The sequence below is a fragment of the Aequorivita sp. KMM 9714 genome, assembly GCF_011065475.1.
Classification (GTDB): Bacteria; Bacteroidota; Bacteroidia; order Flavobacteriales; family Flavobacteriaceae; genus Aequorivita; species Aequorivita sinensis.
The window spans coordinates 13,892-27,024 of sequence record NZ_JAAGRO010000003.1 but is presented as its reverse complement, the minus strand read 5'-3'; the positions used below and the strand labels follow the sequence as shown (position 1 = coordinate 27,024).

The window sequence follows — 13,133 nt, the reverse complement described above, 5'->3', positions numbered from 1 at the left end:
TATCTCCAAATAATTATGAGCATTTCAAAACAAAACATCCTTAAAGCTTTAGAGACAATAACAGTTTCTGGCGAAGGAAAAAATATGGTGGATAGCGGAGCTGTTCAGAATGTAGTAACGTTTGCCGACGAAGTTGTAGTAGATTTAAAACTAACTACTCCGGCTTTACATATAAAAAAACGTGCAGAAGCAGATGTAATTAAAACCATTCACGAAAAAGTGGATGCTAATGCTAAAGTACAAGTTAACATAAAGGTAGAAGCACCTCAGAAACCTCAAAACCCTAATCTTATTAAGGGGAAACCTATTAAGGGAATTCAAAATATAGTTGCTGTGGCCTCTGGAAAAGGAGGAGTAGGTAAATCTACTGTAACTGCAAATCTAGCTGTTACTCTTTCAAAAATGGGGTTCAAAGTTGGAATATTAGATGCTGATATTTACGGACCTTCTATTCCAATTATGTTTGACGTGGCAATGGAAAAACCACTATCTGTAAATGTTGAGGGTAAAAGTAAAATGAAGCCTGTTGAAAATTACGGAATAAAAATTCTTTCTATTGGCTTTTTCACGCAACCAGACCAAGCAGTAATTTGGCGTGGACCAATGGCTGCAAAAGCGTTAAATCAGCTTATTTTTGATGCAGATTGGGGTGAATTAGACTTTATGTTATTAGATCTTCCTCCAGGAACTGGTGATATTCATTTAAGTATTATGCAATCGCTACCTATCACAGGTGCTGTTGTGGTTAGTACACCTCAAAACGTAGCATTAGCAGATGCTCGTAAAGGTGTTGCTATGTTTAGACAAGAAAATATCGACGTACCAGTATTGGGTATAGTTGAAAACATGGCATATTTTACACCAGCCGAACTTCCAAACAATAAATACTATATATTTGGAAAAGAAGGTGCTAAACATCTAGCTGAAGACTTAAAAGTTCCTTTCTTAGGTGAAGTTCCATTGGTTCAAAGTATTCGTGAAGCAGGAGATGTTGGAAGACCAGCAGCACTACAATCGGCTACACCAATTGAAGAAGCATTTGAAGCAATAACTCGTAATGTAGTAGAAGAAACAGTTCGTAGAAACGAAAACCTTCCTCCTACTGAAGCTATAAAGATTACAACAATGGCAGGTTGCAGCGCCGTAAAAAAATAATATGACAACGCAAGAATTAACTACAAAAGTACAAGAGGCATTGGACGAGATTCGACCATTTTTGCAAAACGACGGTGGTGATATATCACTGATTTCGATTGAAGATGATAAGGTGGTAAAAGTCCAATTACTGGGTGCTTGCGTAGGGTGTTCGGTTAACCAAATGACCTTAAAAAGTGGCGTAGAAATGACAATCAAAAAATATGCGCCTCAAATTGAGAAAGTCATAAACATATCTTAAGATTGACAATAGTCATTTATTAAACATTTTTTCCGAACTAATTTTGAAACAAAATTTAAGAGCACCTCTTTCATGATAAAAACTGATATTCTTATAATTGGCGCAGGACCTACTGGCCTTTTTACCGTATTTGAAGCAGGATTACTTAAACTGAAATGTCACCTTATAGATGCACTTCCACAACCAGGTGGGCAGTGTGCTGAGATATATCCTAAAAAACCTATCTACGACATTCCTGGATTTCCAGAAGTCTTAGCAGGAGATTTAGTGGATAATCTAATGAAACAAATTGAACCTTTTCAACCAGGCTTTACTCTTGGAGAAAGAGCTGATAAACTTGAAAAGTTAGACGATGGCACTTTTATAGTAACTACTAACAAAGGCACGAAACACCACGCTTCTATTGTTGCAATTGCAGGAGGATTAGGAAGTTTTGAGCCGCGAAAACCAGCTATTTCTAATCTTGCAGATTTTGAAGATAAAGGTGTAGAGTACATCATTCGTAACCCTGAATTATACCGCGATAAAAATGTGGTTATTTCAGGAGGAGGTGACTCTGCTTTAGACTGGAGTATTTTCCTAACAAATGTTGCAAAAAGTGTAACCTTAATTCATAGAAGAAATGAATTTAGAGGAGCTTTAGACAGTGTTGAGAAAGTTCAAGAACTAAAAAACATCGGAAAAATAGAATTAATCACCCCAGCTGAAGTAGTGGGCTTGGTTGGAAATGACAAACTTGAAGAAGTTGTAATTAAACGTGGTGATGAGGTTTTCAACAGAGAATGCGACCACTTTATTCCTCTTTTCGGATTAGCACCTAAATTAGGGCCGCTTTCAGATTGGGGACTCGAAATTGAAAAGAACGCAATTAAAGTTGATAATTCTTTAGACTATCAAACCAATATCCCTGGCGTTTACGCTATAGGCGACATCAATACTTACCCTGGAAAACTGAAATTAATACTTTGTGGTTTTCACGAAGCAACACTAATGTGTCAAAGTGCTTACCAAAGAATTTTTCCAGATAAGCGCTATGTAATGAAATACACTACAGTTGGTGGAGTACAAGGTTTTGATGGCAGTAAGAAAGAAGCCCCAAAAGCCGTAATTAAAGCATTCGACTAATCTTCAAAATTTTTATCTGTGCAGTTTTATTATTCTAAGCAGATAAGTCTGATTTATCTTTATGAAAGACATTAAAATTAAAATAACAGACCGCGAAGGAACAACTCACGTAGTTGATGCTCCTACCGATATGAATATGAATGTTATGGAAGTAGTTCGATCGTACGAGCTAGCTCCTGAAGGGACAATTGGTGTTTGTGGAGGAATGGCAATGTGTGCGTCTTGCCAGTGCTACGTAATGAGCGATCACGAACTACCAGAAATGAGTTATGATGAAGACCTTATGCTTGCAGAGGCCTTTAACGTGAAAGATAATAGCCGTCTTGGATGTCAGATATTTATCAATGAAGAGCTCGACGGTTTAGAAATAGAATTAGCTCCTGAAGCTTAACCATCTATTCTGTTTTATAGTCAATAAGTTTTTGAGGTCCTTCTAGCAGTAACTTCTTAACTTTTAAGGTTCCATCGGCTGTGGTTGAAATTTGCCATTTGATAAGTGAAATTTCGCTATTTTCTATCTCTAAGCCTGTTATACTTCGAGGATGAACACAACTTCCATCGTTAAACAGTGCTATATCTCCTGGCTCTGGAAAGCGCGGCCTATGGGTATGACCCATAATTGTGAAGATATTCTTATTCTCTACAATCCATCGCTTGGTGCGTCTTTCTACTTTAATTAATTCTTTATAGTTTTTGGCGGGACTAGTAGGATCACCTATTCCAAAAACTTGAAGTTGCCGCCATAGCACTCGAACCATAAACCTATTGATTTTCCAACCCACATAGTTCATCCAATCGGCTTGATGCCCGTGGACCATAAAAATTTCTTGCTTGGTAGTTTCGTGTTCTAGAATTAAGCCTTCTGTAAATTTAATTCCAGGGAATAACGGAGCGTCTTTTCCCGTAATTTTATCAAAATAGGTGAAGAGGTTTTTCTCTACATAACTTTCATTTTGATAAACCATATCGTGGTTTCCATACAGCCTATAAAGCCTCCCTTCATTATAGAAAAGCTTCATTAATTCATACACGTTTTGATGTGCTTCGAAAATATCTTTAAAAGAAATATTTTCCCAAAGTTCATCCCCATCACCCAACTCGCAATAAGTAAATCCGTTTTTGTAATAATTTTGAAGTGCGTGAAAGTAGATATTTCGGTTGTTTGCAAACTCATCGGCAAAACTATTATCCCCGCGATGGCAATCACTAAAGATTATAAATTTTGAATCATCATTGAATGAAATCCGTCGGGCGGTGTTATAGGCACGGTACATTCGAGATTTTGACGACATACTGTAAATGTTTTTTTAAAGATACAATTAGTATGTGAAAGGTGTGAAAAATAAAAAAGCTTCCCAAAAATTGGAAAGCTTTTTTAGAGTAAATTTTAAGATAGTCTATTTAAAAGCATTTAAGCCTGTAATGTCTAGACCTGTGATCAATAAATGAATATCGTGGGTTCCTTCGTAAGTAATTACACTTTCAAGGTTCATTGAGTGACGCATTATGCTGTATTCACCGGTAATACCCATCCCGCCAAGCATCTGTCTAGCTTCGCGAGCGATATTGATAGCCATATCCACATTATTACGCTTTGCCATAGAAATTTGTGCACTTGTTGCTGTTCCAGCATCACGCATTACCCCTACTCTCCAAGCTAATAATTGTGCTTTTGTAATTTCGGTAATCATTTCGGCAAGTTTTTTCTGCTGAAGTTGGAATTGCCCAATTGGCTTCCCAAATTGCATTCTTTCTTTTGAATAACGCAATGCAGTGTCATAACAATCCATTGCAGCTCCAATTGCACCCCAAGCAATACCGTAACGCGCAGAATCAAGACAGCCAAGTGGCGCACCTAATCCTGATTTGTTTGGAAGTAAATTTTCTTTTGGAACTTTTACATTATCAAAAATAAGCTCACCTGTTGCTGAAGCACGAAGCGACCATTTATTGTGTGTTTCTGGAGTAGAAAAACCTTCCATTCCACGCTCAACGATTAAACCGTGAATACGACCTTCTTCGTTTTTAGCCCAAACAACTGCAACCTGAGCAAATGGAGCGTTACTAATCCACATTTTTGCACCATTTAAAAGATAGTGGTCACCCATATCTTTAAAATTGGTAGTCATTCCACCTGGATTACTTCCGTGATCTGGTTCAGTTAAACCAAAACATCCCATCCACTCACCTGATGCAAGTTTTGGTAAGTATTTTTTACGTTGTTCTTCAGTACCATATTTGTATATTGGATACATAACTAATGAAGATTGTACAGATGCTGTACTACGAACACCACTATCGCCGCGTTCTATTTCTTGCATTATTAATCCATACGAAATTTGGTCTAGTCCGGCACCACCGTACTCTACGGGTATATAAGGCCCAAAAGCCCCAATTTCGGCAAGTCCACCGATAATTTGTTTAGGAAACTCTGCTTTTTGAGCGTATTCCTCTATAATTGGAGATACATCACGCTTAACCCACTCGCGAGCAGCTTGACGCACTAGTTTATGTTCATCTGAAAGTAATTCGTCTAGATTGTAATAATCTGGAGCTTCGAATAAATCTGGTTTCATGTATTTATAAATTTAAAGGAATACAAATTTAGAAATCAGAACCATATAGACCTACATTTTCAGGTAAAATTCATTAACTAAGCTAATGTATTCTTCAGTATACTTGTGTCGTGAAGTTTCTATGGTAAGATTTTCAATTTTCGGTGTCGATTTTTCAAAAGAAAACTCTATCAAACTCCTTTTTTCTTGAGAAGTTTCATTTCCTTTTACTCGACAAATTCGCTTTGCGAAAAGATTCTCTTGTTCTGCCATCTTTAAAAAACCTTCTTCCTCTTTTCGGGGAATAACAACAGCAAAAATCCCTTCTTCTGAAAGTAATTGTGAAGCACTAAAAATTAGTTCATCAAATGGAAGTGAATCGTTGAATCGTGCAAGGTCACGCGATTCGTCGGATGTTTTATAGTCTTCAGAATAAAATGGCGGGTTGGAAATAATAAGATCGTATTTATCTTCTATTTCCTCTATAAACTCTCCTAAGGAAGCGTTGTAGCAGAATAGTCTATCGCCCCAAGGTGAATTTTCAAAATTATCAACGCATTGTTCGTAGGCGTTGTCGTCTACTTCAAGAGCATCAATCATTTCGGCATCAGAACGCTGTGCAAGCTGCAAAGCTATAACTCCTGTACCTGCACCAATATCTAAAATTGAAAATGGATTGTTTTCAATTGAAACCCAAGCTCCAAGCAAAACTCCGTCTGTACCTATTTGCATGGCACAGCGATCTTGCTCTATAGTAAATTGTTTAAATTGAAAAGGCTTGTTCATTTAATTCTGAATTTTAAATTCTGAATTCAGAATTATAAATACATTTCAATTAGTCCTTCAGGAACATCTAGCAGGATAGTTTTATTTTCTCGATCTACATTTTTTATAAAATGATCGATCATAGGAATTAATATCTCTGTTCCTTCGCGGTCTATTTCAAATAATGCCTGCGAAGTTGTATCGTTTACTCCAGTAATTTCACCGATTTTCCCGAAAGACTCATCTTCTGCGGTGAAACCGATAATCTCGTGGTAGTAGAATTTATTTCCTGTTAACTCTGGTAAAAATTCCAAAGGCAGGTATAGATGAGCACCAATTAAAGCGTTGGCTTCCTCTTCGTTAGTAACATCTTCAAAACGCACACGCAATAATTCGCTTTTGTGCAGTGAACTTTCTTCAATAAAAAATGGAATCAGGTTTTTGCGTTGTTCCACAAAAACCGATTCCATTTCGGTAAAGAGTTCAGGTTCGTCCGTATCTAATTTTACGAGTAACTCACCCTTAAAGCTGTATTTCTTAACGATTTTGCCCAAGTAGAAGCAATCCTCCTTTTGCATCGTTATAAAAATTAAGCTTCTTTGTTGTCTTCTGTTTCAGTTTCAGCAGTTGCTTCAGCCTCTTCAGTAGCCTCTTCTTCAGGAGCAGCAGCAGCGGCAGCTTCAGCAGCACGCTTATCACTAACAGCCTTTTCAGCAGCAAGTTTTTCAGCTTTCGCTTTTTCTTGAGCTTCAGTAAGAGTTGCTTTTTTCTTGTCGATAGACTCTCTTTTAGATTCCAACCACTCGTTGAATTTAGCTTCAGCTTGCTCTTCAGTTAAAGCACCTTTACGAACACCACCAGCAAGGTGATTTTTCATTAAAGCCCCTTTGTAAGAAAGAATAGCACGAGCCGTATCTGTAGGTTGAGCTCCGTTTTGAAGCCATTTTACAGCTAGGTCCACATTAAGGTCAATCTGTGCTGGGTTGGTTGTTGGATTGTAAGAACCTATTTTTTCTAGGTATTTACCATCTCTTTTGCTACGGCTGTCTGCCGCAATAATCCAGAAATAAGGTTTCCCTTTCTTTCCGCGTCTTTGTAGTCTTATTTTTACTGACATTTTAAAAAATTATTTTTTGGGGTTCACGACCCCGGTTATAATTAAGGACGGCAAAGATAATATATTTTCTTTTTGAAATTCAATCAATTAAAGTTTTTCTTTTACATTTGTCTAATTCACTTCATAATAACATCACCAATGAAAAAAATCCTACTTGTCTTACTTTCAGCTTTCTTTATAATTTCTTGTGAAGATACTAAGGTAACAGATTCTGCTTTGCAAGCCAATATTGATAATAATTTTTACATGGCTGCAGATGCTCGCGCTTCAGTAAACGATGATGGCACATTAACCATTTTGGGTTCTTCTCAAAATGAAGGTATGACGATTAAACTATCAAGTTTAGCAGAAAACAGCTACACAATTGGTGAAGGCTCTTCCAACTTTGCTATGTATGAAGGTCCAGGTGGAAGTGTTTACACCACCCTGCCAGATGGTGAGGGAATGGTAACAATATCTGAGGTTAATGAAGTAAACAAAACTATTTCGGGTATATTCCACTTTAACGCTATTCTCCCAGGCATAGATACAATTTACGTTTCTAACGGCACATTGTTCGATATACCTTATAACAATAGCACCGAACTTGATCCCGTTAACGCAGGAACCTTTTCCGCTAAGATTAATGATAATGAATTCCTTCCCTTTATAGTTTCAGCTAGAAAGACTACTCATAGAATATCAATTTCAGCAAACAACGTGAATTCAAAAATCACTTTAAACTTTAAGCCGGACGTATCAACTGGAAATTACGCCTTACCTAACTCCACAGTACAAGCAATTTATACAAATGCCGATGGCTCTAAGACAACAAGAGAAGGTGTAGTAAGCTTAAGCGAACATAATACTTCAGAAAAAACCATGAAGGGCACATTTAGTTTTAATACGGACAACACACTTATTACTGAGGGGAAATTTAACATTACATACAAATAAACCCCTTAAAGACTCTTATTACGTTAAACCTTCTTAAATGATACTAAGCTTAGGTTAAAAATTCTTTTATCACCTTTATTCATGGTATATTGGGGTATATCCCAATGAAGTTGAGCAGTTGTCTTTATTAGGAATTCAGAAATAAAATGACTGTATAATTTAAAATGAATGATGATGAAGTTTACTGAAAAGATGTCGAATAAATTAAATGAATTGTTAGAGAAGAACTATGATGCCGAAAAGGGTTATAAAAAAGCTGCAGAAAAAGTGGACAACACAAAACTGAAGCAATTCTTTAACGAACAAGCTCAAAAACGTTACAATTTTGGTCACGAATTAAAGAGCGAAATTAAAAATTACGGTGAAACTCCTGAAAAAAGTGGAAGTACAACCGGAGCATTACACAGAACTTGGATGGATATTGAAACTGCCTTTTCTTCAAATAACGAGAAAACAATTTTAGGCGAAGTTCAAAAAGGTGAAAAAGCTGCAATTGAAGAGTACAACGAAGTAATTAAAGACACTACGTTACCACCTACAACGCAGAAAATTTTGACCAACCAGCGTGACACCATCGATACTGCGTGGCAAAATGCTAAGAATTTTGAATCTATTATTGCTTAATAATATTTTTGAAAAAGAAAGATTGAAACCGTTCGAGGAAATTTCCTCGAACGGTTTTCTTTTGTGAACAATTCGTTAGACTTTTATTTCACAATAGCGGTTGATTTTTCTATTTTTACTTTTTTGAATTCCATCCTTCGACTTCGCATAAGGCAATACATTCAAAATTTAATTTCGTCAATCTAAAACACTCAATTTCAATGTATTTAATATTCGATACAGAAACCACTGGCTTACCTAAACGCTTTAATGCTCCAATAAGCGACACCGATAATTGGCCACGTTGTATACAGATTGCTTGGCAGCTCCACGATGCCATGGGAAATGTAATTGAGCACCAAGATTTTTTGGTGAAACCTGAAGGTTTCAACATTCCATTCGACGCAGAAAAGATTCACGGAATTTCTACCGAATTAGCAGAAGCCGAAGGTGTATCTTTAGAGGAAGTAGTTGAAAAATTCAACATTGCACTTTCAAAAACTAAATTTGTCGTTGGTCAGAATGTTGGGTTTGATGTAAATATTATGGGAGCGGAATTTTACCGCTTGGGGATTGACACCCCCTTGACCACCCTCCCAGTTTTAGATACTTGTACTGAAACTACAGCTCAACTTTGTCAGATTCCTGGTGGACGTGGTGGAAAATTTAAACTACCTACACTAACCGAGCTTCACGAGTTTTTATTTAACACACCTTTTTCTGAAGCGCACAACGCAACTGCCGATGTGGAGGCAACAACGCGTTGCTTTTTCGAATTGGTGCGTCGACAAGTTTTTACAGCTGAAGAACTTGATGTTCAACCAGATTATTTTGAGAAATTTTCAAAAGAAAACCCTCAAACAATAGAGCTTATAGGATTAAAACATATTAATCTTCAAAAAGCTTCACAAAAAATTCGGGAGCAAATACAAGCTTCATCAGAAACTGAAGAAATTTCTTCAGAAGAAATAAAAGAAAACATTGCCACTTTAGAAGATGTGCCATTTGTACATCTTCATAACCATTCACAATTTTCAATTCTTCAATCTACATCAAGCACTCAAGATTTAGTGAATGCCGCAGTAGAAAATAATATGCCTGCAGTAGCCCTTACAGATACGGGGAATATGATGGGAGCTTTTCATTTTGTGCAATCAGTTAACAACTACAACAAAAACCTAACAGAAGAAAATAAACACAAGGCTTTAAAAGGAATTGTGGGCTGCGAATTCTTTGTTTGTGAAGATCACTTAAACAAATCGCATAAAGACAATGGCTATCAAATTGTATTGCTTGCAAAAAACAAAACAGGCTATCACAATTTAGCAAAAATGGCCTCTATAGCCTATACTGAAGGATTTTACTACGTACCGAGAATCGACAAGAAAATTGTTGAAAAATACAAAGAAGACATTATTGTTTTAACAGGAAGTCTTTACGGTGAAGTCCCTGGCAAGATTTTAAATATAGGAGAAGCTCAAGCTGAAGAAGCACTGCTTTGGTGGAAAGAACAGTTTGGCGACGATCTTTACGTTGAAGTTATGCGTCACGACCAAGAAGATGAAAGACGCGTAAACGATGTTTTGATTGCTATGGCAAGACGAAACAATGTGAAAATTGTAGCCTGCAATAACACCTATTATATTAAAAAAGAAGACGCCAATGCACACGATATTTTATTGTGTGTTAAAGATGGTGAAAAACAAGCTACTCCAATTGGTAGAGGTCGTGGTTATCGTTACGGTTTACCAAATCAAGAATATTACTTCAAAGATTCTGAAGAAATGAAAGCGCTTTTCAAGGATCTTCCTGAAGCAATTTTAAATATCGAGGAAGTAGTTTCAAAAATTGAACCTTTCTCATTACACCGAGATGTACTTCTTCCTAATTTCGGAATCCCTGATGAATTTTTATCTCCTGAAGATGCCGATGGTGGTAAAAGAGGTGAAAATGCATACCTCCGCCACTTAACCTATTTAGGCGCAAAAAGACGTTATCCAGAATTATCTGAGGTAACGCTAGAGGAACTGACAGAAAAGGAACTTCCTGAGGATGCCTCAGACCGAATAAAAGAAATTAGACAACGTTTAGATTTCGAACTTGAAGTAATCGCCAATACAGGCTATCCGGGTTACTTCTTGATTGTTCAAGACTTTATTGCTGAAGCCCGAAAAATGGGGGTATCGGTTGGTCCAGGCCGTGGTTCGGCTGCAGGTAGTGCAGTTGCCTATTGCTTAGGAATTACGAATATCTGCCCAATAGAATACGATTTACTTTTTGAGCGTTTCTTGAATCCAGATCGTGTAAGTATGCCCGATATCGATATTGACTTTGACGATGAAGGTCGAAGCAAGGTTATGGATTACGTAATTAATAAATACGGAAGTAACCAAGTAGCTCAAATTATCACCTATGGTACAATGGCGGCAAAATCATCTATCCGCGATACCGCGCGAGTACTTGATTTACCATTAAATGATGCCGATAGGATTTCAAAACTTATCCCTAATATGACTAAGCTGAATAAAATTTTCGGCTTAAGTCCTGCAGAGTTAAAAGCTCGCTTTAGAAGTGACGACCTCCCAAAGGTGAATGAACTTTTAAACCTTTCCGAAGGAAGTGATTTGGAAGCTCAAACAATAAATCAAGCAAAAATTCTTGAAGGATCTGTTAGAAACACCGGAATTCACGCTTGTGGTGTAATTATTACGCCAAGTGATATTACAAACTTCGTTCCCGTTTCTACAGCAAAAGACAGTGATTTATACGTTACCCAATTTGACAACTCCGTAGTAGAAAGCGCTGGATTGCTTAAGATGGACTTCTTAGGGTTAAAAACACTTACCCTTATAAAAGACACCGTAAACATTGTTAAGCACAGGCACAACATAGATTTAGACCCTGATAGTTTTCCTCTCGACGATGAAAAAACCTACGAACTTTTCCAAAGAGGTGAAACCGTAGGGATATTCCAGTATGAATCTGCAGGGATGCAGAAATATATGAAGGAATTAAAACCCACAGTTTTTGCAGATTTAATTGCAATGAACGCTTTGTATCGTCCAGGACCTATGGACTACATTCCTAGTTTCATTAAAAGAAAACACGGTGAAGAGGAGATTGAATACGATCTACCTGCAATGGAGGAGTATTTAAAGGAAACTTACGGAATTACTGTTTACCAAGAGCAGGTGATGTTGCTGTCCCAAAAACTTGCTGGCTTTACAAAAGGTGAAGCCGACGTTTTACGTAAAGCGATGGGTAAAAAGCAGAAAGCAGTACTAGACAAAATGAAGCCGCAGTTTATTGCACAAGCTTCTGAAAAAGGTCACGATGCAGAGAAACTTGAAAAAATTTGGAAAGACTGGGAGGCCTTTGCGAGTTATGCGTTTAACAAATCGCACTCTACTTGCTATGCTTGGATTGCTTACCAAACGGCATACTTAAAAGCCCACTACCCTGCTGAATATATGGCAGCCGTGCTTTCAAACAACATGAACGACATAAAGCAAGTTACTTTCTTTATGGACGAATGCAAGCGAATGGGTATGAAAGTATTGGAGCCAGATGTAAACGAATCTTTCCACAAATTTACGGTAAACGATCAAGGCGCTATTCGTTTTGGGATGGGTGCCATTAAAGGTGTTGGGGGAAGTGCAGTAGCTACAATTGTAGAAAACAGAAAAGACGGTAAATACAAATCTGTTTTCGACTTGGCGAAGCGCATAGATCTTCGCGCTGCAAATAAAAAAGCTTTTGAAAACTTAGCCCTAGCAGGTGGTTTTGACAGTTTTGATACACATCGAGCTCAATATTTACACGATGCAGGTGACGGAACAATGTTTATTGAAAAAGTATTGCGATATGCCGCTAAATACCAAGAAACACAGAACTCATCGCAAGTAAGCTTGTTTGGAGATGCAAGTGAAGTTCAAATTCCAGAGCCCGAAGTACCACCTTGTGAAGAATGGGGTACTATGAAAAAATTAAAACAAGAACGCGAAGTAGTTGGTGTATATATTTCAGGTCATCCATTAGACGATTTCAAAATAGAAATGAACAGTTTTACCAATTGCAAAGTATCGGATTTTAATAATCTCGACAATTTCTTAAATAAAGAAATGACTTTTGGCGGTGTGGTTAGCGATGTGCAACACAGAGAGTCTAAGGCCGGGAAAGGATGGGCTATTTTTACTGTTGAAGATTATGACGACAGTTACGAATTCAAAATTTTTGGAGAAGATTACTTAAAGTGGCGTCACTTTTTGGTTCCTAATAGCTTTATTTATGGACGTGTTTTTGTAAAAGAAGGTTGGACCAACCGCGAAACTGGTAAAAAAGGAGAACCTCGCCTTCAGTATAACAGTTTTCAATTGTTACACGATATAATGGAAACACATGGAAAAAAACTAACCATTACACTTCCTTTAACCGATATTAAAGATGGCCGCATTGATAAACTTAAAGATTTAGTAAAAACCCATAAGGGCGAAAAGCAATTGTATTTTGTGGTTTTTGAAAAAAACGAGAAGATTCTTCTTGAAATGCCAAGTAGAACACATAAAATCAATATCTCTAAAGAGTTGTTAGACGAACTTGACAGAGAGCAAGTTCATTATAAGCTCAATTAGAAGAA

Annotated in this window: 12 protein-coding genes; 7 read left to right on the top strand and 5 right to left on the bottom strand. The window is 37.2% G+C overall.

Annotated features, from left to right (window positions below):
- Positions 1–15: 15 nt before the first annotated feature.
- From G3A46_RS08910 to G3A46_RS08895, 4 genes are all read left to right on the top strand, one after another.
- Entirely contained in the window at positions 16–1,155 is a 1,140-nt protein-coding gene (locus tag G3A46_RS08910) for an Mrp/NBP35 family ATP-binding protein (protein ID WP_139853858.1), read from the top strand.
- A gap of 1 nt (position 1,156) precedes the next feature.
- The gene (locus G3A46_RS08905; protein WP_139853859.1) at positions 1,157–1,396 is read left to right on the top strand and encodes a NifU family protein; all 240 of its coding nucleotides are present in this window, start codon (positions 1,157–1,159) and stop codon (positions 1,394–1,396) included.
- A 72-nt stretch (positions 1,397–1,468) separates the two neighbouring features.
- Entirely contained in the window at positions 1,469–2,521 is a 1,053-nt protein-coding gene (locus tag G3A46_RS08900; protein ID WP_139853860.1) for an NAD(P)/FAD-dependent oxidoreductase, read from the top strand.
- 61 nt (positions 2,522–2,582) lie between these two features.
- Positions 2,583–2,912, top strand: a complete 330-nt coding sequence (locus G3A46_RS08895; protein ID WP_139853861.1) for a 2Fe-2S iron-sulfur cluster-binding protein — start codon at positions 2,583–2,585, stop codon at positions 2,910–2,912.
- A 4-nt stretch (positions 2,913–2,916) separates the two neighbouring features.
- Here G3A46_RS08895 and G3A46_RS08890 read toward each other — a convergent pair whose 3' ends face one another.
- The 5 genes from G3A46_RS08890 to G3A46_RS08870 form a co-directional block, all read right to left on the bottom strand.
- Positions 2,917–3,813, bottom strand: a complete 897-nt coding sequence (locus G3A46_RS08890; protein WP_165149013.1) for a metallophosphoesterase — start codon at positions 3,811–3,813, stop codon at positions 2,917–2,919.
- 105 nt (positions 3,814–3,918) lie between these two features.
- Positions 3,919–5,097: an acyl-CoA dehydrogenase family protein gene (locus G3A46_RS08885; protein ID WP_139853864.1), complete on the bottom strand. Its 1,179-nt coding sequence runs from the start codon at positions 5,095–5,097 to the stop codon at positions 3,919–3,921.
- A gap of 51 nt (positions 5,098–5,148) precedes the next feature.
- A complete protein-coding gene (locus G3A46_RS08880; RefSeq protein WP_165149010.1) occupies positions 5,149–5,862 on the bottom strand; it encodes a methyltransferase in 714 nt (237 codons plus the stop codon).
- A 32-nt stretch (positions 5,863–5,894) separates the two neighbouring features.
- A complete protein-coding gene (gene rimM, locus G3A46_RS08875; RefSeq protein ID WP_165149007.1) occupies positions 5,895–6,419 on the bottom strand; it encodes a ribosome maturation factor RimM in 525 nt (174 codons plus the stop codon).
- 11 nt (positions 6,420–6,430) lie between these two features.
- Complete coding sequence (locus G3A46_RS08870) at positions 6,431–6,958, bottom strand: 30S ribosomal protein S16 (RefSeq protein ID WP_165149004.1); 528 nt, start codon at positions 6,956–6,958, stop codon at positions 6,431–6,433.
- Between the two features lie 138 nt (positions 6,959–7,096).
- Here G3A46_RS08870 and G3A46_RS08865 point away from each other — a divergent pair, with 138 nt between their 5' ends.
- From G3A46_RS08865 to dnaE, 3 genes are all read left to right on the top strand, one after another.
- Positions 7,097–7,894: a DUF6252 family protein gene (locus G3A46_RS08865; RefSeq protein ID WP_165149001.1), complete on the top strand. Its 798-nt coding sequence runs from the start codon at positions 7,097–7,099 to the stop codon at positions 7,892–7,894.
- A gap of 174 nt (positions 7,895–8,068) precedes the next feature.
- Complete coding sequence (locus G3A46_RS08860; RefSeq protein WP_139854404.1) at positions 8,069–8,518, top strand: PA2169 family four-helix-bundle protein; 450 nt, start codon at positions 8,069–8,071, stop codon at positions 8,516–8,518.
- Positions 8,519–8,718: 200 nt separating this feature from the next.
- Positions 8,719–13,128: a DNA polymerase III subunit alpha gene (dnaE, locus tag G3A46_RS08855; protein WP_165148998.1), complete on the top strand. Its 4,410-nt coding sequence runs from the start codon at positions 8,719–8,721 to the stop codon at positions 13,126–13,128.
- Positions 13,129–13,133: the final 5 nt, after the last annotated feature.

Coding starts and splice junctions, on each gene's coding strand:
- G3A46_RS08860 (WP_139854404.1), top strand. CDS start 8,069: ATGAAGTTTACTGAAAAGATGTCGAATAAATTAAATGAATTGTTAGAG.
- G3A46_RS08900 (WP_139853860.1), top strand. CDS start 1,469: ATGATAAAAACTGATATTCTTATAATTGGCGCAGGACCTACTGGCCTT.
- G3A46_RS08880 (WP_165149010.1), bottom strand. CDS start 5,862: ATGAACAAGCCTTTTCAATTTAAACAATTTACTATAGAGCAAGATCGC.
- G3A46_RS08865 (WP_165149001.1), top strand. CDS start 7,097: ATGAAAAAAATCCTACTTGTCTTACTTTCAGCTTTCTTTATAATTTCT.
- rimM (WP_165149007.1), bottom strand. CDS start 6,419: ATGCAAAAGGAGGATTGCTTCTACTTGGGCAAAATCGTTAAGAAATAC.
- G3A46_RS08895 (WP_139853861.1), top strand. CDS start 2,583: ATGAAAGACATTAAAATTAAAATAACAGACCGCGAAGGAACAACTCAC.
- G3A46_RS08870 (WP_165149004.1), bottom strand. CDS start 6,958: ATGTCAGTAAAAATAAGACTACAAAGACGCGGAAAGAAAGGGAAACCT.
- G3A46_RS08890 (WP_165149013.1), bottom strand. CDS start 3,813: ATGTCGTCAAAATCTCGAATGTACCGTGCCTATAACACCGCCCGACGG.
- G3A46_RS08910 (WP_139853858.1), top strand. CDS start 16: ATGAGCATTTCAAAACAAAACATCCTTAAAGCTTTAGAGACAATAACA.
- dnaE (WP_165148998.1), top strand. CDS start 8,719: ATGTATTTAATATTCGATACAGAAACCACTGGCTTACCTAAACGCTTT.
- G3A46_RS08905 (WP_139853859.1), top strand. CDS start 1,157: ATGACAACGCAAGAATTAACTACAAAAGTACAAGAGGCATTGGACGAG.
- G3A46_RS08885 (WP_139853864.1), bottom strand. CDS start 5,097: ATGAAACCAGATTTATTCGAAGCTCCAGATTATTACAATCTAGACGAA.